The organism is Cupriavidus sp. GW822-FHT03E04, from assembly GCF_058801495.1.
In genome coordinates this window covers 251,245-278,099 of the sequence record NZ_JBXANI010000004.1, presented here as the reverse complement: position 1 = coordinate 278,099, position 26,855 = coordinate 251,245, and the positions used below count along the sequence as shown (strand labels likewise).

19 protein-coding genes are annotated in these 26,855 nt (G+C 67.1%); 13 read left to right on the top strand and 6 right to left on the bottom strand.

What is annotated here, in order from left to right; genetic code table 11:
- Positions 1-112: 112 nt before the first annotated feature.
- Positions 113-1,285 (top strand): ABC transporter substrate-binding protein, encoded by a 1,173-nt coding sequence (locus AC1RQC_RS07035; RefSeq protein WP_492376485.1) that lies wholly within the window; start codon positions 113-115, stop codon positions 1,283-1,285.
- Positions 1,286-1,414: 129 nt separating this feature from the next.
- Here AC1RQC_RS07035 and AC1RQC_RS07030 read toward each other — a convergent pair whose 3' ends face one another.
- On the bottom strand, positions 1,415-4,159 hold the full coding sequence (locus AC1RQC_RS07030; RefSeq protein ID WP_492882773.1) for a DUF6600 domain-containing protein: 2,745 nt from the start codon (positions 4,157-4,159) through the stop codon (positions 1,415-1,417).
- 345 nt (positions 4,160-4,504) lie between these two features.
- The gene (locus AC1RQC_RS07025; protein ID WP_253928481.1) at positions 4,505-5,827 is read right to left on the bottom strand and encodes a putative bifunctional diguanylate cyclase/phosphodiesterase; all 1,323 of its coding nucleotides are present in this window, start codon (positions 5,825-5,827) and stop codon (positions 4,505-4,507) included.
- A 291-nt stretch (positions 5,828-6,118) separates the two neighbouring features.
- Here AC1RQC_RS07025 and AC1RQC_RS07020 point away from each other — a divergent pair, with 291 nt between their 5' ends.
- From AC1RQC_RS07020 to AC1RQC_RS06980, 9 genes are all read left to right on the top strand, one after another.
- The gene (locus tag AC1RQC_RS07020; RefSeq protein ID WP_492882771.1) at positions 6,119-7,735 is read left to right on the top strand and encodes a methyl-accepting chemotaxis protein; all 1,617 of its coding nucleotides are present in this window, start codon (positions 6,119-6,121) and stop codon (positions 7,733-7,735) included.
- A 36-nt stretch (positions 7,736-7,771) separates the two neighbouring features.
- Positions 7,772-8,260 carry a chemotaxis protein CheW gene (locus tag AC1RQC_RS07015; RefSeq protein ID WP_492376488.1) on the top strand — a complete coding sequence of 163 codons (489 nt, stop codon included), beginning with the start codon at positions 7,772-7,774 and terminating at the stop codon, positions 8,258-8,260.
- Complete coding sequence (locus AC1RQC_RS07010; protein WP_492376489.1) at positions 8,257-9,585, top strand: CheR family methyltransferase; 1,329 nt, start codon at positions 8,257-8,259, stop codon at positions 9,583-9,585. Before AC1RQC_RS07015 ends, AC1RQC_RS07010 begins: the two co-directional genes overlap by 4 nt.
- Positions 9,578-10,330, top strand: a complete 753-nt coding sequence (locus AC1RQC_RS07005) for a chemotaxis protein CheW (protein WP_492882768.1) — start codon at positions 9,578-9,580, stop codon at positions 10,328-10,330. Before AC1RQC_RS07010 ends, AC1RQC_RS07005 begins: the two co-directional genes overlap by 8 nt.
- Positions 10,327-12,711 (top strand): hybrid sensor histidine kinase/response regulator, encoded by a 2,385-nt coding sequence (locus AC1RQC_RS07000; protein ID WP_492882766.1) that lies wholly within the window; start codon positions 10,327-10,329, stop codon positions 12,709-12,711. The genes AC1RQC_RS07005 and AC1RQC_RS07000 overlap by 4 nt, the downstream gene beginning before the upstream one ends.
- Positions 12,708-13,730, top strand: coding sequence for a chemotaxis response regulator protein-glutamate methylesterase (locus AC1RQC_RS06995; RefSeq protein WP_492376492.1), 1,023 nt, complete (start codon positions 12,708-12,710; stop codon positions 13,728-13,730). Before AC1RQC_RS07000 ends, AC1RQC_RS06995 begins: the two co-directional genes overlap by 4 nt.
- Positions 13,731-13,842: 112 nt before the next feature.
- Positions 13,843-14,853, top strand: a complete 1,011-nt coding sequence (locus AC1RQC_RS06990; RefSeq protein WP_492376493.1) for a diguanylate cyclase — start codon at positions 13,843-13,845, stop codon at positions 14,851-14,853.
- Between the two features lie 480 nt (positions 14,854-15,333).
- Positions 15,334-16,032, top strand: a complete 699-nt coding sequence (locus AC1RQC_RS06985; RefSeq protein WP_492376732.1) for a response regulator — start codon at positions 15,334-15,336, stop codon at positions 16,030-16,032.
- Positions 16,033-16,043: 11 nt separating this feature from the next.
- On the top strand, positions 16,044-17,951 hold the full coding sequence (locus AC1RQC_RS06980) for a sensor histidine kinase (protein WP_492376733.1): 1,908 nt from the start codon (positions 16,044-16,046) through the stop codon (positions 17,949-17,951).
- A gap of 22 nt (positions 17,952-17,973) precedes the next feature.
- Here AC1RQC_RS06980 and AC1RQC_RS06975 read toward each other — a convergent pair whose 3' ends face one another.
- The 4 genes from AC1RQC_RS06975 to AC1RQC_RS06960 form a co-directional block, all read right to left on the bottom strand.
- Positions 17,974-18,270 (bottom strand): helix-turn-helix transcriptional regulator, encoded by a 297-nt coding sequence (locus AC1RQC_RS06975; protein WP_043356716.1) that lies wholly within the window; start codon positions 18,268-18,270, stop codon positions 17,974-17,976.
- Between the two features lie 204 nt (positions 18,271-18,474).
- Entirely contained in the window at positions 18,475-19,977 is a 1,503-nt protein-coding gene (locus tag AC1RQC_RS06970) for a tripartite tricarboxylate transporter permease (protein WP_150987429.1), read from the bottom strand.
- Between the two features lie 12 nt (positions 19,978-19,989).
- On the bottom strand, positions 19,990-20,451 hold the full coding sequence (locus AC1RQC_RS06965) for a tripartite tricarboxylate transporter TctB family protein (RefSeq protein ID WP_150987427.1): 462 nt from the start codon (positions 20,449-20,451) through the stop codon (positions 19,990-19,992).
- A 379-nt stretch (positions 20,452-20,830) separates the two neighbouring features.
- Positions 20,831-22,357, bottom strand: coding sequence for an MATE family efflux transporter (locus AC1RQC_RS06960; RefSeq protein ID WP_492809763.1), 1,527 nt, complete (start codon positions 22,355-22,357; stop codon positions 20,831-20,833).
- Between the two features lie 342 nt (positions 22,358-22,699).
- Between AC1RQC_RS06960 and AC1RQC_RS06955 the strand changes: the two genes are divergently transcribed.
- From AC1RQC_RS06955 to AC1RQC_RS06945, 3 genes are all read left to right on the top strand, one after another.
- A complete protein-coding gene (locus AC1RQC_RS06955) occupies positions 22,700-23,050 on the top strand; it encodes a hypothetical protein (RefSeq protein ID WP_492376735.1) in 351 nt (116 codons plus the stop codon).
- A gap of 249 nt (positions 23,051-23,299) precedes the next feature.
- The gene (locus tag AC1RQC_RS06950; RefSeq protein ID WP_492882763.1) at positions 23,300-25,624 is read left to right on the top strand and encodes a coiled-coil domain-containing protein; all 2,325 of its coding nucleotides are present in this window, start codon (positions 23,300-23,302) and stop codon (positions 25,622-25,624) included.
- A complete protein-coding gene (locus AC1RQC_RS06945; RefSeq protein WP_492375884.1) occupies positions 25,621-26,853 on the top strand; it encodes a hypothetical protein in 1,233 nt (410 codons plus the stop codon). The genes AC1RQC_RS06950 and AC1RQC_RS06945 overlap by 4 nt, the downstream gene beginning before the upstream one ends.
- The last annotated feature ends 2 nt before the right edge of the window (positions 26,854-26,855 follow it).

Genomic DNA, 26,855 nt, shown 5'->3' with positions numbered 1-26,855 from the left:
AATGATCGCCCGCCCTCTCCCCCAACCCCTCTCCCGCAAGCGGGAGAGGGGAGCAAGACCAGAACCAGCAGGCAACAACGAACGCAGTGCAAACACAACTGGAGACAGCCAAATGCAAACCAAAATGATCCGCCGCCTCTTCCCCCTCGCCGCCACCGCCGTGGCCACGCTGATGGCATCCGGCACCGCCTTCGCACAGGAAGTCGTCAAACTCGGCTACACCGGCCCGCTGTCGGGCGGCGCCGCGCTGTACGGCAAGAACGTCCTGTCCGGCATCCAGATGGCAGTGGACGAAATCAACGCCTCGGGCCTGGAGGTCAAGGGCAAGAAGGTGAAGCTGGAAGTGGTGTCGCTGGACGACAAGTACGCGCCCGCCGAGGCCGCCATCAATGCGCGCCGCCTGGTGCAGCAGTACAAGACGCCCGCCGTGTTCGTGCCCCATTCGGGTGGCATCTTCGCACTGCAGGCGTTCAACGAGCAGGAGAAATTCCTGGTGATGGCCTACTCCAGCGTGCCGCGCATCACGGACACAGGCAACAAGCTGACCATCCGCATCCCGCCGTCCTACACTGGCTATATCGAGCCCTTCATCAAGGCGCAGATGAAGCGCTACGGTAAGAACGTAGCACTGGCCCCGGCCGACCACGATTACGCCAAGGCCTGGGTGCAGGCGTTTGTGCCGGCCTGGGAAGGCGCGGGCGGCAAGGTGGTGGCCAACAACCCGATGTCCTACACCAAGGCCACCGACTTCTACAGCGGCGTGTCACGCGTGCTGGCCGACAAGCCCGACGTGATGTTTGTGGGCGGCCCGTCCGAGCCGACCGCACTGGTGGTCAAGCAGGCGCGCGAGCTGGGTTTCAAGGGCGGCTTCATCGTGATGGACCAGGCCAAGCTGGATGAGATGGCCAAGGTCACCAACGGCCTGGCCATGCTCGAAGGCTCCATCGGCGTGATGCCGCTGGCCAACGATGCCCGCCCGGCCGCGCAAACCTACAACAGCAAATACAAGAAGCTGCATGACGGGCGCGACGCCACCACCGAGATGTCGCTCAACTACACCATGGTCTACGCGCTGGCCGGCGCCATGAAGCTGGCCGGCACCACCAGCGACGTGGCCGCGATCCGGGCCAGGATGCCGGAGGCGGTGAAGACGCTGGCCAAGGATGCCAACCCGAACGAGATCGAGAGCATCGACGCCAAGGGCGGCACCGTTGCCGACACCGTGGTGGGCTGGGTGCAGAACGGCAAGATCGCACCGGTGCGGCTGTCGGAACTGGCGAAGTAACGCGCGGCAAGAGACAGGCCCGGCGCACCGCCGGCGCCATCGGCAACGAGCCCGTCCTGGCTAGCCAGGGCGGGCTCGTTGCCCTTCAGGCGTGCGCAACCGCGCTCTCGCAAGCGATCCGCCCCGCCCTCACGCGTGGGGTGGCTGCGCATCCGCCGCCACGGGATGCGGCTGCGCCGCGTGTTGCTGCTGGCGCTGCAGTTCCTGCTGGCGCTTTTGCTGCTCCTGCTGCTGGCGCTGTTGGTCCTGCTGCTGGCGCTGCTGCTCCTGCTGCTGACGTTGCATCACTTGCTGCTGCCGCTGCTGCTCCTGTATCTGCTGTTGCTGCTGCTGTTGCTGTTGCTGACGCTGCTGGGCCTGCTGTTGCATGGCCTGTTGCTGCGCTGCCTGTTGCGCGCGCTGCTGCTCCTGCATCTGCCGTTGCATGGCTTGCTGCTGCCGTTGCTGCTCCTGCATCTGGCGCTGCTGGGCCTGCTGCTGCTGGGCCTGCTGCTGCGCGGCCTGTTGCGCGCGCTGCTGCTCCTGCATCTGCCGTTGCTGCTGCTGGCGCTGCATCTCTTGCTGCTGCTGGAGCGCCTGCTGCGCACGCTGCTGGTCACCCTCCTGCCGCTGTTGCTGCTGGCGCTGCATCTCTTGCTGCTGCTGGAGCGCCTGCTGCGCGCGCTGCTGATCGCCCGCCTGCCGCTGTTGCTGCTGGCGCTGCATCTCTTGCTGCTGCTGGAGCGCCTGCTGCGCACGCTGCTGATCGCCCGCCTGCCGCTGTTGCTGCTGGCGCTGCATCTCTTGCTGTTGCTGGAGTGCCTGCTGCGCGTGCTGCTGGTCGCCCGCCTGCCGCTGTTGCTGCTGGCGCTGCATCTCTTGCTGCTGGAGCGCCTGCTGCGCGTGCTGTTGGTCGCCCACCTGCCGCTGTTGCTGCTGGCGCTGCATCTCTTGCTGCTGCTGGAGCGCCTGCTGCGCGTGCTGTTGGTCGCCCGCCTGCCGCTGTTGCTGCCGTTGCATGTCCTGCTGCTGTTGCAGCGCCTGTTGGCCGCGAGCCATGCCTTGCGGCTCCGGCTGCGGGCTGTGGCCATTCGGCTGTGCCTGCTGGAGGGGCGCTGCCGGCTGGCCGTTCTGCGGCGGCATGCCGCCGGCCTGGCCCGGGCGCGTGGTCCAGCCGCGCGTGCGCGGATCGATGCCCTGGGCGGGCGGCTGGGCGCCATGCTCGCCTGCCAGGCCCTGCGGCATCGGCGGACGGATCCCGCCTTCCGCCCGCTGCGGCACCATGGCCGGGTTGCCGAAGTTACCGCCTGCCGGACCGCCGACCTGGCCGCCTGCGATGCGGCCATGATTGGCCTGGGCTGCCTGGCTCAGCCGGACTGGCGCGGGCGCCGCCTGGATGGCGGCAGGACCGTTGCCCCGCCCTTGCCAGACTGGCCCGGCGCCAGGCACTGCGCCGCCGGCGCGGGCGAAGCGCTGGGCCAGTTCGTCGCTGGCCGGGCGGCCCGGGGGGCGCGCCGCGATAGCGGGACGCGCAAAGCCTTGCATCGCCGCGGCCGGAGCCGGCCGTGCGGGCGCCGGGCCGGCCAGGCTCGCCTTGACGGGTGCCAGCGGCGGCGCGCCATTGGCCTCGCCCCGCGGCAGGTCGCGCCAGGCCACGTTGCGAGCACCCGGAGGCACGCGCTGGCCCTGTACAAAGGCGCGCGCCGGCATGCCAGTGATGGCGCCGGGTACATCGCGATTGATATACGTGTTGTGGACGTTGTTATTGATCGTCACGTTGTTGACCGCGACGTTGTTAATCCGCGTGATGTACGTCGGGCTTGCGCCGTAGACAGGCCGATAAGCTTCGCGCGGGCCGAGCGGGTACCAGGCGACGCCAGGACCATTGCCGATCTGGATGGACGCGTTCCAGCCACCGCCGCCGATAAAGCCGACCAGCGCTGGCGCATAGACCGGGCGCGCCGCGACCGGGCCCGGCATCCAGCCCCAGCGCTCGCCAACGCGCGCCCAGCGGCCGTAGTGGAACGGCGCAAAGCCCCAGGGCGCATCGTCGCACCAGCTCCACCCCCACGGCGCCACCCAGGCCCAGTGGCCTGTGCTGTACGGCGCCCAGTCCGCCGCCACCACACGCGGGAACCACACCGCGCCATAGCCGGGATCTTCCTGCCAGTCGCCGTAGCTATCCAGCTCGGCGGAGCCGGTCATTTCACGCGGCACGTAGCGTGCCGACGGCGATCCATCCTCCCGCGCGTCGCGCGCCAGGGCCCACCGGTCAAACGCATCCATCGGGGGATTGGAAGCACTGCCGTCTTGCGCCAGGTCGGAGCCATCGAAGCGGATCTGGTCACCGCGCCGCATTACCAGCGAGTGGTTGTCGCCGTAGACCACGGCAGTGCCGTGATGCATGGTGACGACCGTGCTGGTGCCGTCGGGCGCCACGTCCAGGCGGTAGTCGCCGGGCTCGCTGGGCACGAACGCCAGGTTGGGCGTATCCACCTCGACCGGCTGGTCCGGCGGCAGCGCGCGCACACGCAATTGCAGCGTGCCCTGGGTCAGCTTGACCTGGGTAGCGCTGTCGTCGAGGTTGAGCACCGTCACGGCGGTACCGCTGCCCAGCCGGATCGCCGTGGAGCCGGCATGCAGCTCGGCACGGCCGCCATTGTCGACCCACAGGCGGTCGCCGGTGGTAATGGGCCGGTTCAGCGCCGCGGCTGCCCAATCGTCCGAACCCGCCGGGGCAAAGCTCAGGTTGCCGGCAGCATCGGTCACGGTGGCGATGCGGCCAGAGGGATCGGCGGACTGCGCCAGCGCCGGCAGTTGCCAGGTGGCGAAAACGAGGCCTGCGGCAAGCAGCAAGGCGCGGGCGCCGGGGCCAAGCCTGCGATCAGAGAACATTTGGAATACCTCTTGGTCAGTATGGGCGCCCGGGCCGAGACTCGCCGCCCCTGATATCACCATACTTCCGATAACGCCACGCAGCCAGACTGGCCGACTTGACTTTGTAAGCACATATGTCCCCGGCCCGGCCGTGACCGGCAAGCGCGCCCGCCTGCGTGCCCCGCGCGGCGGCCCAGGTGCTGCCGGCGTTAGCCGCAGGAGCCCGGTGGCCGGGACAAAGCCGGAAACAATTTGCCGCAAGCCGCGCGAGCGCGGGCCTTGCGCGCACGCCGCGCGGCAAGGCCATGGGACGATGGGGAAGTGGCGGAAAGTGGCGCAACGTGCCCGGGCAGCCGGCCCGGATCAGCGTGCCGACTGCTGCAGGAACTCGGTGAACTTGTCGGCGGACATGGGCCTGCCATACAGGTAGCCCTGTACCTCATGGCAGCCATTCTCGGAGAGGAAATCCCGCTGCTCGACGGTTTCCACGCCTTCGGCCACCACGCCGATGCCCAGGCTGCCACCCACGTTCACCATGGCGCGCACGATGGCGGCGTCGACCGGGTTCTGCGTGACATTGCGGATAAACGACTGGTCGATCTTGATACGGTCCACGGGGAAGGACTTGAGGAAGCTGAGCGAGGCGTAGCCGGTGCCGAAATCGTCGCAGGTCAGGGTCACCCCGTCGCGGCGCAGGGTCTGCAACTGCCCGGAAAACTCGTCGCCCTGCTGCAGGGCGATGGTCTCGGTGATCTCCAGCTCCAGCCGCTCCGGCGCCAGTGCCAGCTCGCGCAGCACGTGGCGGACTTCGGTCAGCAGCCGGCTCTCGCTAAGCTGCGCGGCAAACAGGTTGATGGCCACCCGCGGTGCATCGGCAAACCCGAGCGACCACATGCGCGCCTGGGCGCAGGCGGTATGCAGCAGCCAGACGCCGACGTCCGCCGCCACGCTGCTGGCGGCCAGCGCGTCGATGAAGCTGGCCGGCGTCAGCAAGCCCTGGGTGGGATGGCGCCAGCGCATCAGCGCCTCTGCGCCAACCACGCGGCCATCGCGCAGGTCGATCTGGGGCTGGTACAGCAACTCGAACTGGCGCTGCGCGTAGGCGTCGCGCAGCGCTTGCACCAGCGACAGGCGGGTCGTCACGTCGGTGCGCATCTGCGGCTTGAAGAAGCGGATGGTGCGGCCGCCGTCGCGCTTGGCCCGGCCCAGGGCCAGGCTGGCCGAGGCCAGGGCATCGGAGGCATTGTCGCCGCCAGCCGGCATCACGCAGGCGCCCAGGCTGGCCAGCACGTGGTGGCGCCGGTTGCCGTACTCGTGGGGCTCGGTCTGCAGCGAAAGGATGGCGGCGCTGACGTGGCGCACCAGGGTGGGATCGGCAATGGAAGGCAGCAAGACGGCGAACTCGTCGCCGCCGACCCGCCCCAGAATGGCATCGCGCGGCGAGGCGTCGCGCAGGCGGCGGGCCACCCGGCGCAGGATCTCGTCGCCCTCGGCATGGCCATGCATGTCATTGAACGCGCGGAAATCGTCGATGCCAAGCAGCAATAGCGAGCAGCGCGGGGAAGCCTCCGTGCGCAGGCGGCCTTCCAGCGTGTTCAAGAATGCCTGGCGCGACGCTACGCCTGTCAGCGGATCAATGTCCGCGTTTGGCGGGGCGCCGGCCTTCGCCTCTGACCTGGCCACCATGCCTGCCCTGTTCGTGATTATCGACATCGGTCCGATCTGTCTATTTGGCAAGTGTGACTAAAACCAGGAAAAAATCAAGCCGAGTTAAACGATATGTTGCGGCAACAAGTTGCAACGCACCGAATCCCCTTGCCGCTGCGCGGGCGCCATTGAAATGGCCGGGGCCTTACAGTACCCTACGCCGCTATCAACCGGCCGCTCGCGCCCGGCCCGCGCACGCGCGCCGATTCCCGTGCGCCCGGCCGGTCATGGACCGCCTTCCGACAAGAATAAGCAACGGGAAACCGCACCGTGACTCACTGGACCATCCGCACGCGCATCCTGGCAAGTTTTGCCTTCATCCTGGCGGTCATTTTACTCACGGCGGTGGTCGCCTATGACCGCCAGTCGGCCATCCAGACCCATGCGAATGCGCTGCGCGACGATGCGCTCCCGGGACTCTACTACAGCACCGCGATGCGCGGCGCCTGGGGCGAGACCTATGTGCTGGCCTGGCAGAGCGTGACCGCGGCCAATGACGCCGAGCGCCGGCAATACGCCGAGGCCAACTCGACCCTGCTCAAGCGGCTGGACGGCCTGGAGGCAAAGTACGCCGATTCGATCCGGCGCGCCGACGATCGCGAGCGCTTCGAGAAATACCGGGAACTGCGCCGGCACTATGACGAGCTTTCGGCGCCGCTGTTCGCGGCGACCGGCCCGGAGGTCGTCGCCGCCGAGGCCAAGCTGCGCGGACCCATCCACGCAGCCTGGACCGAAGGCCGCACGGCCGTGCAAACACTGTTGGAAGATAACAACAAAGTGGCCGAGGAAGGCGCCAGCAGCATCAACCAGGCGGTGCAAACGGCCAAGATCAGCATCGAGGTCTCCCTGATCGCTGCCCTTCTGGAGTCGCTGGTGGCCGGCTACCTGCTGTTCCGCTCCATTACGGTGCCGATGCGCTCGATCGTCAAGCAGCTCGCCGACATGCGTGGCGGGGACTTCCGCCAGCGCCTGTCGCTAAACCGCAAGGATGAGTTCCTGGAAGTCGAGCAGGGCTTCAACCAGATGACCGGCGACCTCACCGCGCTGGTCGGGCAGGCCCAGCGCTCGGCCATCCAGGTCACCACCTCGGTCAACGAGATCGCCGCCACCGCGCGCCAGCAGCAGGCCACCGCCACCGAAACGGCGGCCACCACCACCGAGATCGGCGCCACCTCGCGCGAGATCTCCGCCACCTCGCGCGACCTGGTCCGGACCATGACCGAAGTCTCCGGCGCCGCTGAGCAGACCGCTGGCCTGGCCGGCACCGGCCAGGCCAGCTTGTCGCGCATGGAAGCCACCATGCACCATGTGATGGAAGCCGCCGGCTCGGTCAACGCCAAGCTGGCCACTCTGAACGAGAAGGCGGGCAATATCAACCAGGTGGTCACGACCATCGCCAAGGTCGCGGACCAGACCAACCTGCTGTCGCTCAACGCTGCCATCGAAGCCGAGAAGGCTGGCGAGTACGGGCGGGGCTTCTCGGTGGTCGCCACCGAGATCCGCCGCCTGGCCGACCAGACCGCGGTGGCCACCTACGACATCGAGCAGATGGTGCGCGAGATCCAGTCAGCGGTGGCGGCGGGCGTAATGGGCATGGACAAGTTCTCCGAGGAAGTGCGGCGCGGCATGTCGGAGGTGACCCAGGTGGGCGACCAGCTCTCCCAGATCATCGGCCAGGTGCAGTCGCTGGCACCGCGCGTGCAGATGGTCAACGAGGGCATGCAAGCCCAGGCGGGCGGCGCGGAACAGATCAACCAGGCCCTGATGCAGCTGTCCGAGGCGGCCCAGCAGACGGTGGAATCCCTGCGCCAGTCCAGCCAGGCGATCGACGAGCTGACACTGGTCGCCAACGACCTGCGCACCGGCGTGTCGCGCTTCAAGGTTTGAGCGCACTTTGAGCGCCCCGGGCACCCACGCAACCCCATGAAACTCTTCCTGCTCTTTCGCATCGGGACCGACCACTACGCGCTGGACGCGAAGGAGATCGTCGAAGTGCTGCCGCTGACCACGCTCAAGCACTTGCCCGAGGCGCCGGCCTGGGTCAGCGGGCTGCTGGCGCGGGGCGGCCAGGTGGTGCCGGTCATCGACATCAATGCGCTGGCCATTGGCACGCCGGTCGCCAGCCGGACCAGTACACGCACCGTACTGGTGCATTACCGCCGGCACGCGGAGGCGCCTGCACGCCTGCTCGGGCTACGGCTGGAGTACGCCACCGAGACGCTGCGCTGCGAGCCCGCCGAGTTTATCGACAGCGGCGTGGACGCCGCCCCGGCCCGCTACCTGGGGCCCGTGCGCAGCGGCAGCCAGGGGCTGGTGCAGTGGATCAAGGTCGATGCCCTGCTGCCCGACGACGTGCACGCCAGGCTATTCCCCGATCTGCCGGCGGCTGACGCCACCGCGCCAGGGCCATGACCACCGCCTCCCATATCGAAGCACTGCTCAAGGAGCGCATTGGCCTGGACGCCGCCACCGTCGGCCCCGGCATGATCGAGCGCGCGTTGCGCGAGCGCCTGGCAGCGGCCGCGGTGCCCAACCACCACGCGTACTGGAACCTGCTGCACTCGCACCCGGACGAACTGCAGTCGCTGATCGAAGCCGTGGTGGTCCCCGAGACCTGGTTCTTCCGCCATCGCGAGGCGCTGCTGGCGCTCGGCCGCTTCGCCGCCTTGCGGGTCTTCGGCAGCGATCGCGCGCCGGACGGCGCCGCGCCCCTGCGCATCCTCAGCGTGCCCTGCTCGACCGGCGAAGAGCCATACTCGATTGTCATGGCGCTGCTGGACGCCGGCGTGCCGGAGCAACGCTTCCAGGTCGATGCCGTGGACGTGAGTGCCCGCTCGCTGGAACGCGCGCGCATCGGGCAATACGGCAACAACTCCTTCCGGGGCACCCCGCTGGACTTCCGCGACCGGCATTTCACCCCCTGCGCGGGTGGCTACGCGCTCAAGGCCAACGTGCGCGCCAAAGTACGGATGCTGCGCGGCAACCTGCTCGACCCAGGGCTAATGGCCAATGAGCCGCCCTACCACTTTGTGTTCTGCCGCAACCTCCTGATCTATTTCGATGCACCGACCCAGCACCGTTCGCTCAAGATGCTGGAACGGCTGAGCCGGCAGGATGCCACGCTCTTTGTCGGCCCGGCCGAGGCCAGCCTGCTCACGCGGCACGGCTTTATCTCGGCGGGCGTGCCGCTTGCCTTTGCCTTCACCCGGCGCAGTGCGCACCAGGCGGGCAGCGCCACGCCGGCAATGCCGCGCTATCCTGCGCAGCCGAGTGCGCCGGCCCGGGCCGCCCCGCGACCGTGGCCGCAGCCGCCGAGGCCGCCGGCCGCAGGCGGCCATGCGGGCTCCATCGGCGTGCCGGCGCCCTCGGCACCGGCGCCTGGCGCCTCCACCACCGGCAAAGCGGCCGAGCGGGCCGAGGCCAGCACCGACGCACTGTCCCGGATCTCCCGGCTCGCCGATCGCGGCGAACTGGCCGCCGCAGTGACGGCCTGCGTGGCGCACCTGGATGCGCAAGGTCCGTCGGCTGCCGGCTACTGCCTGCTGGGCGTGCTCCACGACGCCACCGGCCGTCCCGCCGACGCGCGCGAGTCCTATCGCCGCGCGCTTTACCTCGACCCGGCCCACCAGGAGGCGCTCTACCATATGGCTGCCATCCTGGAAGCGGAAGGCGACGGCGCGGCCTCGGCCCGTCTGAGAAACCGCGCACAGCGCAAGACCCCGATCCGTCATGGCTGAGCCCGCATCGCATCCCCTGGCCGCGCATGGCCAGCCGCCCGGCATGGGCACTGTTACGGTCGCCGTCGACGATTGCTGGCGCCGCATCGGCGTGCTGGGCGATGGCAGCTGTGCGCTGCTGGCCGTGCACATCCATTGCCGCAACTGCCCAACCTATTCGCGCGCGGCGCTCACGCTGCTTGACAACCTGCCCACCGGCGAAGTCAGCCTGCCGGACGGCCACGCCGTTCATGCCAATGCCACCGCGCGCGGGCCTGCCATGTCATGCCTGGTGTTTCGCATCGGCGACGAATGGCTGGCGCTGCCCGCGGGCGCGCTGGCGCTGGTCACCGCGCCCTGCCCCGTGCACTCGCTGCCGCACCGCCGCCACGCCGCGGTACTGGGCCTGGCCAGCGTGCGCGGCAATCTGCTGGTATGCATCTCGCTGGCACGGCTGCTCGGGCAGGACCCTGCCGCCGGCGCCGCCTCCAACGCCGCCGCCAACGCCGCCGCCAATGCCAAAGGCAGCGCCGGACACGGCGCCAGGCTGCTGGTGCTGGGCCAGGGCCGCACCGCCATCGCGCTGCCTGTGGATGAAGTCACTGGCATCGAACGGATCGCCGAAGCCGACCTGCAGCCTTTGCCGACCACCTTGTCACGCGCCTCGGCGCATTACACCCGCGCGCTGCTGACAAGCGGCCAGCGCACGGTGGGCTTGCTCGACCCGGCCCGGCTGCAACAAGCCTTGAAGCGGAGCCTGGCATGAACCCCGACCAGTTGCGCGACGCCTCGCTGCTCGAGCTGTTCGCGCTGGAAGCGCAGTCGCAGGCTGAAGTCCTCAACACCGGCCTGCTGGCGCTGGAGCGCGACCCCGCCGCGGCCGAGCAGCTCGAGGCGTGCATGCGCGCCGCGCACTCGCTCAAGGGCGCCGCGCGCATCGTCGGCCTGGATGGCGGCGTGCGCGTGGCACACGTGATGGAAGACTGCCTGGTGGCCGCTCAGCGCGGCGAGCTGCTGCTGCGGCCCGTGCATATCGACACCCTGCTGCATGGCACCGACCTCCTGCTGCGGCTGGGCTGCCCGCCCGGCGGCGATCTGGACTGGGCCGACCGGGACGGCAAGGCCGAAGTCGATGCGCTGGTGCTGCGCATGGCCGCGCTGCTGGCCGGCGAGGAGGTGGACTCCGACGCCTGGGCCACGGGTCATGCCTCGGCGGCGGCAACGCCTGCGAGTGCATCCGCGGCCGAGCCAGAGGCCACGGTGACAGCGGCCGTCCACCCGGCGCCACCAGATGGCCCGGTGGCCGACGTGGTCTCCGATGCGGTCCCCGGCATGGTCCCCGGCACGGCCACGGCACCAGCCACGTTCGCGCCCGGCGAAGCCCCCCGCGAGCCGGAAGCCCAGGAGCGCATGCTGCGCGTCAGCGCCGATACGCTGGACCAGCTGCTGGCGCTGTCGGGCGCGGCGATGGTGGAGACGCACTGGCTCAAGCCCTTCGGCAACGCCCTGCAGCAGACCCGGCGCGTACAGATGCGCGCGCTGCAGGCACTCGACGCCCTGCAGGTCACGCTCGCGGCCGGCACGGCCGATCCCGCCGCCCACGCCGCGCTGGCAGAAGCACAGCGCCTGCTGGGCGAGAGCCACCAGCAACTGTCGCAACGGGTCACGGAGCTGGAGCAGTACGACCACCGCACCGGCCAGCTTTCGCACCAGCTCTATGACCGGGCGCTGGCGAGTCGCATGCGGCCCCTCGCCGACGGGCTCACCGGCTACTCGCGCATGGTGCGCGACCTGGGGCGCTCGCTGGGCAAGGCCGTGCACCTTGAACTGGTCGGCGAGAGCACCAAGGTCGACCGCGACATCCTGGAGCAGCTCGAAGCGCCGCTGGCGCACCTGCTGCGCAACGCGGTGGACCATGGCATCGAGCTGCCCGAGGCGCGCCGCGCCGCGGGCAAGCCGGTCGAAGGCCGCATCACGCTGAACGCGCGCCACAACGCCGGCCGCCTGATGATCGTGATTGCCGACGACGGTGCGGGCGTGGACCTCGACGCCTTGCGCGCCGCCATCGTGCGGCGCAAGCTGGTGCCCGAGGAAACCGTGGCCAGGCTGTCGCAGGCCGAGCTGCTCGACTTCCTGCTGTTGCCCGGCTTCAGCATGCGCGAAACCGTCAGCGAAGTGTCCGGGCGCGGCGTCGGGCTCGACGCCGTGCAGGACATGATCCGCCAGGTGCGCGGCAGCATCCGCCTGACGCAGGAGAGCGGGCGCGGCATGCAATTCCACCTGGAGTTGCCGCTCACCTTGTCGGTGGTGCGCGCCTTGCTGGTGGAGGTGTCCGGCGAGGCCTATGCCTTCCCGCTGGCCTATGTCATGCAGGCCATCAACCTGGAGCGCGGCAGCATCGAGCAGCTGGAAAACCGCCAGCACTTCCGCTTTGGCGGGCGCCAGGTCGGGCTGGTGAGCGCGGCACAGGTCCTGCAGCAAGCGGAGACCCGGCGCGACGAGGACACCGTGCCGGTGGTGGTCCTGGGTGATCACGAACGTACCTACGGCGTGGCGGTGGACCGGCTGCTGGGCGAGCGCATCCTGGTGGTGCAGCCCCTGGTGGCAAGCCTGGGCAAGATCAAGGACATCGCCGCCGGCAGCCTCACCGAGGATGGCACGCCGGTGCTCATCTTCGACGTGGAGGATATGGTCCGCTCCGTGGAGAAGCTGCTCTCGGAGGGCAAGATCGACCGCATCCGCCGCGCAGCGGAGGCCGCCCCGGTACGGCGCAAGCGCGTGCTGGTGGTGGACGATTCGCTCACGGTGCGCGAGCTGGAGCGCAAGCTCCTGTCCAACCGCGGCTATGACGTCACGGTAGCGGTGGACGGCATGGATGCCTGGAACGTGCTGCGCGCGGAATCCTTCGACCTGGTCATCACCGACATCGACATGCCGCGCATGGACGGCATCGAGCTGGTCAGCCGCATCAAGCGCGAGGCCCGCCTGATGCACCTGCCCGTGATGGTGGTGTCCTACAAGGACCGGGAGCAGGATCGCCAGCGCGGGCTGCAGGCCGGCGCGGACTATTATCTGGCCAAGGGCAGCTTCCAGGACGCCGCGTTGCTCGATGCGGTGCAAGACCTGATTGGAGAAGCACGCGCATGAAGATCGGCATCGTCAACGACTCCCACCTGGCGGTGGTCGCGCTGCGGCGCGTCATTGCCCTGGATCCCGCGTTGGAGGTCACATGGGTGGCCGAGGATGGCGAGAGCGCTGTGCGCCTGGCCGCCGCGCGCACGCCCGACCTGATCCTGATGGACCTGATGATGCCGGTGATGGATGGCGTCGAGGCAACCCGCCGCATCATGGCAGCCACGCCATGCGCCATCGTGGTGGTGACCATGGACCTTGGCCGCAACGCCACCCAGGTCTTCGATGCCATGGGGCAAGGCGCCATCGACGCCGTGGACACGCCCACATTGACCCAGCCGGATTCGCAACTGGCAAGCGGCCCCCTGCTGCGCAAGATCCGCAATATCGGCCGCTTGCTGGAGGGCCGCACCGGACCCGCGCGCGCGGCCGCGCCGCCAAGGCACAAGGCCAGCGCCGAGCGCCTTGTCGCGCTGGGCGCATCAGCCGGCGGCCCGGCCGCGCTGGCTACCGTGCTGGGCGGCCTGCCGGCCGGCTTCACCGCCGCCGTGGTCGCGGTCCAGCACGTGGACGAGGCCTTCGCAGCCGGCATGGCCGACTGGCTGGACGCGCAGTGCGCGCTGCCGGTGCGCCTGGCCCGCGAGGGCGAGGGGCCGCAGCCGGGCACCGTGCTGCTGGCTGGCAGCAACGACCACCTGCGCCTGGTCAGCGCCTCGCGCATGGTCTACACCGAAGAGCCGAGCGACTACCTGTACCGGCCCTCGATCGATGTGTTTTTCGAGACCGTGGCGCAGCACTGGCGCGGTGACGCGGTGGGCGTGCTGCTCACCGGCATGGGCCGGGACGGCGCGCTGGGCCTCAAGGCCATGCGCGAGCGCGGCTACCTGACCATCGCCCAGGACCAGGCCAGCAGTGCCGTCTACGGCATGCCCAAGGCCGCCGCCGCCATTGGGGCCGCCAGCGAAATCCTGCCTTTGCAGCAGATCGCCGCCCGCATCGTACGGGCATGCAATGCCATCAACAACCAGGGGTAGCACAGAGGCGCTAACAACATGAAACACAATGCAAACCTGGCCGCGCGCGCCTGCGCCGCCATGCCAGGATCATGCTGTTAGCGTCTCCAGGTCGGAGAGCACGAGGAAGACAATGTCTAAAGATACAACCCCTAGAGCGCCCCTGCGCCCGGATGAATACCTGGCCATGGTGCTGCTGGTGGACGACCAGGCCATGGTAGGCGAAGCGGTACGGCGCGAGCTGGAACCCGAACAAGATATCGATTTTCACTACTGCGCCAAGCCTGACGAGGCCGTAGCCGTGGCCGAGCGCACCCGTCCCACGGTGATCCTGCAAGATCTGGTGATGCCTGGCATCGATGGCCTGACGCTGGTGCGCCGCTACCGCGCCAACCCGGCAACGCGCGATATCCCCATCATCGTGCTATCCACCAAGGAAGACCCGCTCATGAAGAGCGCGGCCTTCGCCGCCGGCGCGAACGACTATCTGGTCAAGCTGCCTGACACCATCGAGCTGGTCGCGCGCATCCGCTATCACTCGCGCTCGTACCTCAACCTGCAGCAGCGCGACGAGGCCTACCGCGCGCTGCGCCAGAGCCAGCAGCAGTTGCTCGAGACCAACCTGGAGCTGCAGCGGCTGACCAACTCGGACGGCCTGACCGGGCTGTCGAACCGGCGTTATTTCGACGAGTACCTCGGGGCCGAATGGAAGCGCGCCAATCGCGAGCAAAGCCAGTTGGCGCTGCTGATGATCGACGTGGACTCGTTCAAGGCTTACAACGACACCTACGGCCACGTGGCCGGGGACGAGGTGCTGCGCCGTGTTGCCGGCGTGATCCGCGAGAACTGCGCGCGCCCGGCGGACCTTCCGGCGCGCTTCGGCGGCGAGGAGTTCGCCATGATCCTGCCGTCCACCTCGCCCGGCGGGGCACGGCTGCTGGCCGAGAAGGTCAGGCGCGCGATCGAGTCCCTGCAGGTGCCGCATAGCGGGTCGCTGGTGGGGCAGCATGTGACTGTCAGCATTGGGGGCACGGCGCTCGTGCCTGGTGCGGATTTGCCTTTTAGCCGGATTGTGGAGATTGCTGATGCCGGGCTTTATCAGGCTAAGCGGAATGGGAGGAATCAGGTTGTTATGACTTCTTGAGGGGTTGGGGGTGGGGTTGGGGTTGGGGCTTCAACTTCAACTGCAACTTCAACTGCGGTTTCACCACGCCTGCGGCGCGGCGACCTACTTTCTTGTCTTGCCAAGAAAGTAGGCAAAGAAGGCGCGCCGGATGGGGCGACACCCCCTCGGGCTTCGGCGAAAAGAGCGGCCGGGACCCAAACTCGCATCGCCTTAAGGCGATACTCAGACATGGGTCCCTCTTTTCCGCTCTTTTCGCCGAAGCCCGAGGCGCCCCATACGGCCTGGGCACACCTTGACGGCTCGCTTCGCATCGCGCTTGGGTGTTACCCGCCTGACTGGCGGGTAACACGGCCGAACCGAATGGCTGCGGCGCGGGCTGCCGCCGGTTTGACCGTATCCGGTGCCGGCGCTACGATTGCCGCCAGACGCCATCCCATGAATATGGAGTACCGCCCCGCGCCAATGCGCGCCATAGTCGAGACTACCTCAGCCTGAACCATGCCCTCACAGAACCTGTCTGCGGCCCCAGAGGCCGATATCCGCGTCCTGCTGGTCGAGGATGACCCCGCCACCAGCGTGCGCCTGCAAAATGCGCTGGCCAGCTTGCCGGGCATCCAGGTGATGGCGGCCTGCGCGCAGCGCGCCAGCGCCTGCGAGTGGCTGGCCGCGCATGAGCCCGACGTGCTGCTGTGCGACCTCGGGCTGCCGGACGGCTCCGGCATCGATGTCATCCGTCAAGCGCGCCGGCTGCACCCGCGCTGCGACTGCATGGTGATCACCATGTTCGGTGACGAGGCCAATGTGCTGGCCAGCATCGCCGCGGGCGCCACCGGCTACCTGCTCAAGGACGAATCGGACGACAACCTGCGCGCCTCCGTGCTGGAATTGCGCGCCGGCGGCTCACCGATGAGCCCGGTGATCGCGCGCAAGGTCATCACCCGGCTGCGCAGTGCCAGCGTGCCTGGCATCCCGGCGCAGGGCGCCCCTGGCATGGACGTGACGCTATCCGCCCGCGAGACCGAGGTGCTCGACCTGATCTCGCGCGGGTACACCTATGCGGAAACCGCCGGGCACCTGGCGATCAGCGTGCACACCGTGCAGGCGCATATCAAGAACATTTACGGCAAGCTGGCGGTCAACTCCCGCACCGAGGCCGTATTCGAAGCCCACAAGCTTGGCCTGTTGAAGACCTTTTGAGGCCAATGCCGATGGCCCTGCTGCCCATCCTGCGGCTGGTGTGCCTGAGTGCCCTGTGGCTCGCCATGGGCTGTGGGGTCACCGCCTGCGGCGCAGAGCGCCAGGATCCGTCGCTGCCATCCGCGCCGGACCCGGCAAACCAGGTGCAGGTGCTGCAGCAAGCGCTGGCCGTGGTCCGCCCCGACGGCGCCGGGCAAGGCCAGGCGCCCCAGCCGGCCGAGATCGCACTGCCCCACGACTGGGACCGCGTCTACCCCGGCCGCGACGGCACGGCGACCTATCGCCTGGATTTTCCCTACCGCGGCGCCGGGCAGGACATCCCCGCGCTCTACCTGGCGCGCGCGGCCAACAGCTTCGAGATGCATCTCAACGGCAAGCTGCTGGCCGCCTCCGGCGCCATGGATGCGCCTGCCCTCTACGGCGGCCAGCGCCCCTTGTACATCCCCGTGCCCGAGGCCATGCTGCAGCCGGAGAACGAGCTGACGATCAAGATCGCCGCCCGCGCGAATGCCAAGGCAGGCCTGTCGCGCGTCGAGTTCGGGCCGGGCCGGCTGGTGCATTCGCACTACCTGGGCGCGCTCTGGTTCCGCGTGATCGGGCCGTTGGTGATCACGGCGCTGAGCCTGTTGCTGACGGCGATCTCGCTGCTGATCTGGTGGCGCCAGCGCGATCCATTGTTCGGCCTCTATGCGCTAGCCGAGATCGCATGGTCGGTCAGCGTGGTCGAGCGCCTGCTGGACAGCGCCCCGTTGCCGCTGCACGCGTGGCAGGTGCTGGTGCTGGCCAGCCGGACCCTGTTCATCGTGGCCACAGCCCGGTTCGCGCTGATCATCATCGACGTTCGCTCGCCGTGGCCGGCGTGGCTGGTCACCGCTTTCCTGTGGATCAAGCTGCCGCTGATCGTGGTGATGACATTCCTGTTCAACACCCCCAGCCTCAAGCTGTTCGACTGGGCCGTCAACATGCTGCTAGCGTGCGGCATCGCCACGGCGCTGGCGTGGGCGGCGCTGCGGCGCCCCAGCCGCGAGCGCCTGGTGCTAGCCGCCACGGTGGCGCTGGCCAGCGCGCTGAGCACCGCCGACGTGATCCGCATCCTGTTCAGCAACGATTTTTACTGGGACACATCGCTAACCAAGTACGTCTCGCAGCTGTTCAGCCTCAGCATGGCCTGGCTGCTGGTGGACCGCTATACGCGCACCACCAGTTCGCTGGCCGAGCTCAACCGCAACCTGGACCGCAAGGTTGCGCAAAAGGAGGAAGAGCTGCATCTGCTCTACGCGCACTCACGTGAGATCGAGCGCGAGCAGGCCACCTTGCGAGAGCGCGGGCGCATCATGCGCGACATGCACGATGGCCTGGGCAGCACGCTGGTCGGGGCGCTCAGCCTGTTGCGCTCAGGCCATGGCTCGCCCATGGTGCTGCAGCAACATCTGCAGCAAGCGCTGGATGCCTTGAAGCTCTCGGTGGATGCCATGCAAGACACTGGCGGCGACCTCGCCGTGGTGCTGGGCAACCTGCGCTACCGGCTGCGGGCCCGCCTGGAGGCGGCGAAGCTGCGGGTGGACTGGCAAGTGGAGCGGCTGCCGCCCGTGGCCGGCCTGACGCCGCAGATCGTGCGCGAGCTACAGTACCTGCTGCTGGAAGCCTTCTCCAACGTCATGCAGCATGCCGGCGGCGCTACGGTGCAAGTGGTGGCGCGCAGCCTCGCGGGCGCCGGCGCCGAGGCCATCCTGATCGAGATCCGCGACGACGGGCGCGGCTTCGATGCGCAGTCCGGCGCCCAGGGCCACGGCCTGGCCAATATGCGCAGCCGCGCGGCCGCCATTGGCGGCGAGTTGTCGATTGCGTCTTCGGAGCGGGGCACGACCGTCAGCCTGCTGCTCTACCCGGCGCGGTGGGCCGAAGGCGAGGCCACCTGAGCGATAGCCAGGTGCGGCAATGCTAGCGCGTCTGCTCGATGTCGCTTTGCAGGACGTCGAGGTGCGACAGGTATTTGTGCAGTTCTTCGCGTCCGCTATCGGTAATGCAATAGACGCGGCCACTGCCTTCCACCAGCTCCGCCGTGATCGCGCGTGCGATCATCAGGCTGCGCAGGATGGGCCTGAGCGAACGGATGTTCTTTTCCACTCCATGCTCGCGCAGGCGGTCAACCAGCGTCATGACCGTCGACGGGCTCGACTGGACAAGCTTGAGGATGTACAGCTTCGAAACGAAGCCGTCTAGCGTTGGCGCTCTCATGCGGCTCCTGTGACACACCTGCCAGCGGTGCGATAGAGCAGATCTACATAGGCAGCCCTGGCGCGGCAAGCGCGCCCGGGCGTGTTACCTGCAAGCGGCCCGGTCGGCACCAGGCGCGCCAATTAAAAAAATGGGGTGCACGAGGCACCCCATTTCTTGCATTGCGCGCGCCAGCGCGAGGCCGGCGCGGGTGGGGCTTGACGATTACTCTTCCTGGAACGCCTCTTCGCGCTTTGCCTTGATGGAAGGCAGGGCAACGATGGCAACCAGCGAAGCTGCTGCGATCAGCAGGCCCAGCGACAGCGGACGGGTCACGAACACAGTGAACTCGCCGCGCGACAGCAGCAAGGAGCGGCGGAAGTTCTCTTCCATCATCGGCCCCAGCACGAAGCCCAGCAGCAACGGAGCCGGCTCGCACTTGAGCTTCAGGAACAGGTAGCCGATGATGCCGAAGCCAGCTGCCATGAACACGTCGAAGGTCTGGTTGTTGACCGAGTACACGCCGATACCGCAGAACACCAGAATGGCCGGGTACAGGAAGCGGTAAGGCACGGTCAGCAGCTTCACCCACACGCCAATCATCGGCAGGTTCAGGATGATCAGCATCAGGTTGCCGATCCACATCGAGGCGATCAGGCCCCAGAACAGCGCGGGGTTGCTGGTCATGACCTGCGGGCCCGGCTGGATGTTGTGGATGGTCATCGCGCCCACCATCAGCGCCATCACGGCGTTGGGCGGAATGCCCAGCGTGAGCAGCGGGATGAAGGAGGTCTGCGCCGCGGCGTTGTTGGCCGATTCCGGACCTGCCACGCCTTCGATGGCGCCCTTGCCAAACTCATGTGCGTACTTGGAGGTCTTCTTTTCCAGCGAGTAGGCTGCGAACGAAGCCAGTGCCGCACCGCCGCCCGGCAGGATGCCCAGCGCGGAGCCCAGGAACGTGCCGCGAAGCACGGCCGGGATCATGCGGCGAAAATCTTCCCTGGTCGGCCAGAGGTTGGTGACGCTGTCGGTGAAGGTCTCGCGGGCTTCCTTCTGCTCCAGGTTCGCGATGATTTCCGCGAAGCCGAACATACCCATGGCCAGCGCGACGAAGTCGATGCCATCGGTCAGCTCGGGGATGTCGAAGGAGAAGCGTGCGGCGCCCGAGTTCACGTCGGTACCGATCAGGCCCAGCAGCAGGCCCAGCACGATCATCGCCACGGCCTTGGGCAGCGAGCCCGAAGCCAGCACCACGGCGCCGATCAGGCCCAGGCACATCAGCGAGAAGTACTCGGCAGGACCGAACTTGAACGCCAGTTCCGACAGCGGCGTAGCAAACGCGGCCAGGATCAGGGTAGCCACGCAGCCGGCAAAGAAGGAACCCAGGCCAGCGGTTGCCAATGCCACGCCCGCTCGTCCCCGCCGTGCCATCTGGTAGCCATCGATGGTGGTCACCACCGACGACGATTCACCCGGCAGGTTGACCAGGATAGCGGTGGTGGAGCCACCATACTGTGCGCCGTAGTAAATACCGGCCAGCATGATCAGCGCTGCCACCGGGGGCAGCGTGTAAGTCACCGGCAGCAGCATGGCGATGGTGGCCAGAGGCCCCAGGCCCGGCAGCACGCCGATCAAGGTACCCAGCACACAGCCCAGGAAGGCGTATGCCAGGTTCTGCAACGAAAGCGCCGTGGAAAAGCCCAAGGCAAGATGGTCAATCAATTCCATATGGCCGACTCCTTAACCAGTAATGAAAGCAGGCCACACCGGCATCTGCAGGTTGATGCCGTACACGAAGGCGCCCATGCTGATCAGCACCAGGACGATCGCGTTCAAGACCGCGCCCTTCCAGCTGAACTCATGGCTGGCCATCGACGACACCAGCACCAGCACGAACACCGACAACACCATGCCGAGCGGCTTGAGCAGCAGGCCGAACAGCACCACCGAACCCAGAATCCACAACAGGGTCTTCAAGTCCCAGCGGGCGAGCTGGTCAGCTTCACCCTTTTTCGATACCGAGCCGATCAGCACGAATGCACCGAGCACGGCGAGTACCAGGCCGAGTAGAAACGGAAAATATCCGGGGCCCATCTTGGCGGCTGTTCCCATGGAATAGCCGCGGGCGACCCAGGAAAAGCACAATCCGACCAGAATGAACATCAGGCCGGAGGCAAAGTCCTTTTGGCTGCGTATGCGCAAAACGATTCTCCTCAAAGTACGTGAAAGCAGTGCCCCTCCGCTCGCAGGCTCTTTGCATGCGGAGGTGGTCCGTTCGGCAGGAAGAAAATAGTGTCCCTGCAGGATGGAACGAACATTAGAGAGGCGATCTTTCAGCTTGCTTTCATTTGTCTTGGTTTAGGGGTATTCACCGATACGCTTGGAAATCCCGCCAAAATACATACATCACGCCGTGATGTAACACCGAAAGACGAATGAAAGGAAGCCGAAGGGAAATTGAAGGGGATCGAAAGGAAAACGTAAGGAAAACACGAGGATCATCCTGGTGCGGACGCGTGCCGGCAGACCCGAGGGCCGCTTGCATCACCTTACTGGAACGCCGGATATGCGGGCCAGCGACTCAGTCGGCGCCCTGCTTCGACATTGCACGTGACTCTCCCGCCAGCGCCGGCTCGCCGGCGGCGCCGGCCGTGCTCAGGGCTTCCTCGCACGCTGTGCCCATGCTGGTATCGGGCGCCTGGGGCGCGAACTCCGGCTCCGGGGCCGGCCCGGGCGCGACCGGCAGGATACGGGCGGCGCGCCAGTTGCCAAAGCGGTAATACGCCACGGCCAGCGTGACCGAGACCACCGAGCCCAGCGGAAAGCTCCACCAGATCGCATCGGCGCCGACGGCGCGCTCGAGCACCCAGGCAAATGGCAGGCGCACCACCCACATCGACAGGAACAGGATCACCAGCGGGGCCATCACCGCGCCGGTGGCGCGCACGGTGCCGAACAACACGATGGTGAAGCCGAACAGGATGAAGGACCACAGCACGATGGCATTGATATGCTGCGCAATACCGATGGCCGTGCCGTCATCGGGCAGGAACAAGCCCAGCGAGTGACGGTTGAACAGGTAGATCAGGGCAACCAGCGTTCCGGTCATCAGCAAGTTGAACATCAGCCCCACGCGTGTGATGCGCGTCACGCGACTCCACAGCCCGGCGCCCACGTTCTGCGCCACCATCGACGACACGCTGGCGCCAACCGCCAGCGCGGGCATCTGCACGTACGTCCACAACTGCGAGGCCACGCCGTAGGCGGCGGTGGTCTGCGAGCCGTAGCGATTGACCAGCGACATCATCACGATCGCCGACGACGAGATCACCACCATCTGCAGCCCCATCGGCAAGCCCTTGGCCACCAGCGCGCGCAGGATCGCGGTATCGGGCCTCAGGTAGGCGAGCTGGTGGCGCCGCAGCGCCAGGAAGTGGTGGCGGCGGTAGAGCACGACCAGCATCGCGGCCAGGCTCGCCAACTGCGCGATCAGCGTGGACAGCGCCGAGCCGGCGATGCCGAGCTCCGGGAACGGGCCGATGCCAAAGATCAGCAGCGGATTGAGCACCACGTCCAGCCCCACCGACAACAGCATGAAATAGAACGGCGTGCGCGAGTCTCCCGCGCCGCGCAGCGTCATCATCACGAAGTTGTAGAAATACATGAAGGGCAGCGCCAGGAAGATGATGCGCAGGTAGCTGATGGCAAGCGCCCTGGCATCGGCCGGCGTGCCCATCGCGGCAAGGATGTCGGGCGTGAAGGCGTAGCCCAGCGCCGCTGCCAGCACCGACAGCAGGACAAAGAAGGTGGTGCTGGTGCCCACCACGCGGCGCGCCTCGACCAGGTCGCGCGCGCCCACGGCTTGCCCGATCATGATGGTGTTGGCCATGCTGATGCCGAACACCACGCCGAGCAGGAAGAACAGGATGATGTTGGCGTTTGAGGTGGCCGTCAGCGCCGCCTCGCCGAGGAAATGCCCCACCCACACGGAATTGATCGAGGCGTTGAGCGACTGCAGGATGTTGCTGCCCAGCACCGGCAGCGAAAACAGCAGCAACGTGCGGCCGATCGGGCCCGTGGTCAGCTGGGCTTTGGATTTTGTTGGCATGTTCGGGGGTGGTCTCGTGTTTTTATCGTGTTCTTGTCGTGTTCTTGTCGTGTTCTGATTGCGCCTGGGATCGTCGGGAAACGCGGGGCAATGCCATGCGCGATGCCCACGTTTGCCACTATGTCACACCTTGCCGACAGCCCTTGTCGGTAGTCGTCTGTCAGACGGAAAGCCAATTGTAAGCAGTTGTTTGGATCAGGGCACGAGCTCTGCGCGCAAGGAGTCAAACATTGGCGAAACGCAATACACAAGTGGCCCTTGGTGTCTCGCAGAGCGGCCATGGCGGTGTCCCCCGCCGTGGCGTCCAAGCGCCGTTTCCATCCATGAACCGTGAGGTCCGATATGACGAAGAACACGCCGATTCGCTTTTTGCAAGCTTCCACCGCCCTGGCTGCCGGCCTGCTATGTGCGGCCGCCTTTGCCCAGACGCCCGCCGTTCCTGCCGATAGCGGCAATGCCGCGGCGCCTGCCGGCATGACACAGATCGAGCCGCCGAAGGATCCGCTGGTCCAGCGCCGCGATGCCAACAAGCAGGCCTCGGACGAATACAAGACCAAGAAAAAGGCCGCCAAGACAGAGTACAAGCAGGACGTGAAGTCCGCCAAGCAGCAAAAGAGCGCCGAGAAGAAGGCCAACAACGACACCATGAAAAAGGACATGTCGACCACGCCCGCCGACGCGCAGAAGAACTAAGCGCGTACGGCCGCGTTTTGCCGCTTCCCGCTTCCCCCTTCCCCCTTCCCCCTTCCGGGCAACCACGATAAAACGCCCCGCCTCCCCCAAGGAGGCGGGGCGTTTTATCGTGATGATCGCTTGAACCGCAGCGCCATTGGGCGAACCATCAGGCGCAATTTCCGAGTCTGTGGCATCTCCGGGTAGAATCGCGTTAGGTGCAAACTAGATCACATTATGGGAAGAACCGTGGATATCAATGGCAACGCATTGACAGGTGCTCAGCTGGAACAGTTACTGGATCGCCTCGAAGCCGATCTTGAGGAAGGCAATTCAAGCGAAGCCGCCGATTTGCTGGCCAGATTGCGCGCCAAGCCTTTGCGGGCCGACTCCCTTGAGTCCATCGACCGGCTGCATACGCTATGGATGCGCGCGGGGGATCCGGAGGCTGCGCTGGCGGTGGTCAACGTAGACGGCGCCGGCACGCTGGAAGCCACGCCGCGCGAAGCGCAGGCCGAACTGCGCATGTACCTGGCGCTCTATCGCCTCCAGATAGCCAACCACGTCAACGAGGAAGAGAGCATCCAGCGTGCCCTCGCTGAGATGCGCGCCATCGTGGCAGGGATGCCGGAGCTGAATGCGGACCGGTATCGGCAGCTTCGCGTGTTCGATAGCCTGGAAGTGCGCAAGCTGGGCATTGCGCTGGAGACAATTGACCTGCGCCATGCATTGAACGGGGCCATCGCGGAACGCGCGCCGTTCCGTGCATGGGACCTCGCCGACTATCAGCGGCGGCGCGCCTGGGCGCTGACGCGCCATGACAGCAACGACGAGGCCCGCGCAGCAGCTGGCGCGGCCATCCTGGCGCTGCAGACGGCCGACGCGCAACAGGACGTCGACGAAAACGACTGGCTGCGCCTGGGCAGCGCCCTGATCGGCATCGCGCCCGAGCGCCTCGCCGACTTCCAGCAGGCCGCGAGGGCCCTGACAGCGCAGCAGTCGTTGCCGCAGCGCCGTGAACTGGAAGTCCGGCTGTCCCGGCTCGCGGCGCGCGCCTTGTACGCGCAGGGCGATTTGCCCGGCGCACTGGACGCCTGCTCCGCCGCGCGCCATAGCCTGTCGTCGAACGGCAGCGATGACTTCATCGAATACGAGCTGCCGTGGCTGATGCAAGCCCAGCGCGTTGACGAGGCCGGCCGCCGGGCCTTCCTGCACATCTATCAGGTCGAGGACGAGATGTGGGATGGCGCCGCGCAGCTGGTTCACGCGCGGCTGGCCGATGCGGCCGACGGCTCGGCCTGGTGGCCATTGTGCGCCATGCGGGCCTGCAATACGGAAGAAACGCTGGCAGCCTTCCTGTCAAAAGCGCAAGAGGGAGAACAGGATCCGCGGACCCTCTCCCCGACCCATGAAGCGCTCTTTGGCGCCGTGGGTGAGCAAGTGGATGCGCAGGCCTTGCAGTCGGTATTCGACGCAGCACGCGCACTGGCCGAGCAGCGTTCGCCGGGCCATCCATGGATCGCAAGACTGGCGGCGGTCAACGACGGCGCGGCGGGCCGCATCGATGCCACAACGCAAGCGGCGCGGCTGTATGCGGCGGCGCAGGAAGGCGGCATGCAGGACAACCGCACGGCCTATGCCCTGTTCGAGGCTCGGGTGCAATCGCTTGGGGTGATCCAGACGCTGAAGCTGCCGGCCTTCTCGCTGCCAAGCGGGCTGTGGGCGTACAACTTCGGGGTCGCGCTTGGCGATTTGCTCGGGGAACACCTGGACCGCGTCCCTGCCGAGTCGCGCAACGAAACCTACAGCGATTTCATCAAGCTGCAGATTGCCGCCTACGAACAAGGGCAGGCGTGCCTGGAGCGCTATTTCGAGAGCGGTGCCGGCCATCCGTACGATGCCTGCGCGCACCTCTACTCCATGCTGTGCAACAACCTGGCCATCATCTATCGGTACGACGAGCGGCGCTACGAGGATGCCGTCGAGCTGCACAGGCGCGGCATCGCCGCCAGCCCGTTTGCCGAACACTACGCCGGCCTGCTGAGCGTGCGGATCGCAATGCAGGATTCCGAGGGGATCATCAGCGCCGCCGAGCAGCTCTGGCACTACGCCGCCGAGTTTGGCTACAGCCGGCATGACCCCAACGACTACCTGAGCGAGGTGTCGCAGGCCCTGTACAAGCTCGATCGCGACCGCGAGATTCCCATCTGGGTGGAGCGCCTGGTGAAATGGGAGCGGGAAGAAGGCCAGGACGGTAGCAAGCTGTCGAGCAGGGACTTGGGCGTGCGCCTGCAAATGGCTTTCAACCTGGCGCATAACTGCCCCGAAGAAGCCGCGGCCCTGTGGAGCCGCATCGCGCGCCACGTCGATGGTTGCTCGGAATCCTGGATGGTCAGCCTGGCGGCCGACACGCTCAGTGGGCTGCAGCGCCACGCCGAGGCCGCCGCCCTCTTTGAGCGTGCCATCGCACTCAATCCGCGCAGCAACGAATACGAGCTCGCCGATGTCAAGGCGATGGAGGAAAAAGTGGCGCTCTACCGCACGCAAGCCAACCCTGCCGGCAAGAGCAAGAGCTGGTGGCAAGTCTGGAAATGAGTACCGCCTGCCGGATGACAGGCTACGCGCCGCGCAACGCCCTCAATGCCGGCGCCCTGAAGGCGGGCATCGCCGCGCGCAGCCAGGCGCGCGGCGACGATGCCGCGGTGCGCGCCTGGCTGCTCAACCACTTCTATCGCCATCTCGTCGCCAACTTCGAGCCGGCCATCAAGATTGATTCGCTCGACGGTGCGCGGCAGGCCCTGAGATCCGAGGCGATGCCGGAGTGGGTTGCGGCGCGCTTTGGCGCGTCGGCCAAGGCGAGCGGCGAAGCAGCAATGCCACCGGCCCCGGTCGTCTGGGTGGATCCTGTCGAGCCGCGCCTGCTGGCGCTGGAAGCGCGGCTCGTCGAGTTCCTGACCTCGCGCAAGGGCACCGCTCTTGACGGCAAGCTCGACCGCATCACCTGCCCGCAAGCACTGGCGCTGTGGGACAAGGAACATGCCGAGATGGCCACGCGCATCGAGCGCGGCTGGCGCCAGAGCCAGCCCGAAGCGCTGCGTACCTTGCTGTCGACGCCGCATGGCGTGTTCGTGGAATTGCTGCCAGACAGTGCGCTGCTGCGCGCGGAAATGGCCTTTGAAAGCTACGTCATGCGGCATTGCCTGGGGCAGTTTTCCGACCGGCGCGCGCTCTCCGGCGGCTACGGCGAGCGCTATGCCGAAGCGGTGGCGCAGCAGCGCCTGCGCTTGCTGAGCTTCCGCGATGCCAGCGGACAACCGCATATCACCATCAGCGTGCATGTGCTGGCCAGTGGCGCGCTCACCATCGACCAGGTCAAGGGCAAGCAGAACAGGCCGCCCATCGCGCGCTACGTGGAAGATGTGCTAGCCTGCCTGAACGCCCTGGGTACCGATGCGGAAACCCCGGACGATTGCATCGCCATCGGCGTGGTGCGCACGCCAGCCGGCTGGGCGCGCATTGAAGACGTGGCCGACGCCGCGACGCAGACCCGATTGGTCGCCCGGTACCCACAACTCTTTGTCAGGCTCCGCGCGCCGACGCCAATGGTGGAGTGGCTGGTCGCCGCGCGCCAGCCTGGCTTGCTGACGGAGCGTTCGCCAATGGCGGCATCGGTCCGGTATGCCACTCGGCAAACGCCGGGCGCGGGTGACGCCGAGGCGGTTGTCGCCACCGAAGACGTGCCATGGCCGGACATCTCGCTGTCGCACGCGGCGCAAATCCAGGCTTCGCCCTCGCGAGGTGTAACGGAGCGCCAGATCGGATGAAT

What these genes read in the sequence shown, in the direction of transcription:
- AC1RQC_RS06990 (WP_492376493.1), top strand. Translation starts at nt 13,843, where the DNA reads ATGTCTAAAGATACAACCCCTAGAGCGCCCCTGCGCCCGGATGAATAC.
- AC1RQC_RS06975 (WP_043356716.1), bottom strand. Translation starts at nt 18,270, where the DNA reads ATGAGAGCGCCAACGCTAGACGGCTTCGTTTCGAAGCTGTACATCCTC.
- AC1RQC_RS07010 (WP_492376489.1), top strand. Translation starts at nt 8,257, where the DNA reads ATGACCACCGCCTCCCATATCGAAGCACTGCTCAAGGAGCGCATTGGC.
- AC1RQC_RS06995 (WP_492376492.1), top strand. Translation starts at nt 12,708, where the DNA reads ATGAAGATCGGCATCGTCAACGACTCCCACCTGGCGGTGGTCGCGCTG.
- AC1RQC_RS06955 (WP_492376735.1), top strand. Translation starts at nt 22,700, where the DNA reads ATGACGAAGAACACGCCGATTCGCTTTTTGCAAGCTTCCACCGCCCTG.
- AC1RQC_RS07015 (WP_492376488.1), top strand. Translation starts at nt 7,772, where the DNA reads ATGAAACTCTTCCTGCTCTTTCGCATCGGGACCGACCACTACGCGCTG.
- AC1RQC_RS07025 (WP_253928481.1), bottom strand. Translation starts at nt 5,827, where the DNA reads ATGGTGGCCAGGTCAGAGGCGAAGGCCGGCGCCCCGCCAAACGCGGAC.
- AC1RQC_RS07005 (WP_492882768.1), top strand. Translation starts at nt 9,578, where the DNA reads ATGGCTGAGCCCGCATCGCATCCCCTGGCCGCGCATGGCCAGCCGCCC.
- AC1RQC_RS06960 (WP_492809763.1), bottom strand. Translation starts at nt 22,357, where the DNA reads ATGCCAACAAAATCCAAAGCCCAGCTGACCACGGGCCCGATCGGCCGC.
- AC1RQC_RS07000 (WP_492882766.1), top strand. Translation starts at nt 10,327, where the DNA reads ATGAACCCCGACCAGTTGCGCGACGCCTCGCTGCTCGAGCTGTTCGCG.
- AC1RQC_RS06945 (WP_492375884.1), top strand. Translation starts at nt 25,621, where the DNA reads ATGAGTACCGCCTGCCGGATGACAGGCTACGCGCCGCGCAACGCCCTC.
- AC1RQC_RS07030 (WP_492882773.1), bottom strand. Translation starts at nt 4,159, where the DNA reads ATGTTCTCTGATCGCAGGCTTGGCCCCGGCGCCCGCGCCTTGCTGCTT.
- AC1RQC_RS06980 (WP_492376733.1), top strand. Translation starts at nt 16,044, where the DNA reads ATGGCCCTGCTGCCCATCCTGCGGCTGGTGTGCCTGAGTGCCCTGTGG.
- AC1RQC_RS06985 (WP_492376732.1), top strand. Translation starts at nt 15,334, where the DNA reads ATGCCCTCACAGAACCTGTCTGCGGCCCCAGAGGCCGATATCCGCGTC.
- AC1RQC_RS06970 (WP_150987429.1), bottom strand. Translation starts at nt 19,977, where the DNA reads ATGGAATTGATTGACCATCTTGCCTTGGGCTTTTCCACGGCGCTTTCG.
- AC1RQC_RS07035 (WP_492376485.1), top strand. Translation starts at nt 113, where the DNA reads ATGCAAACCAAAATGATCCGCCGCCTCTTCCCCCTCGCCGCCACCGCC.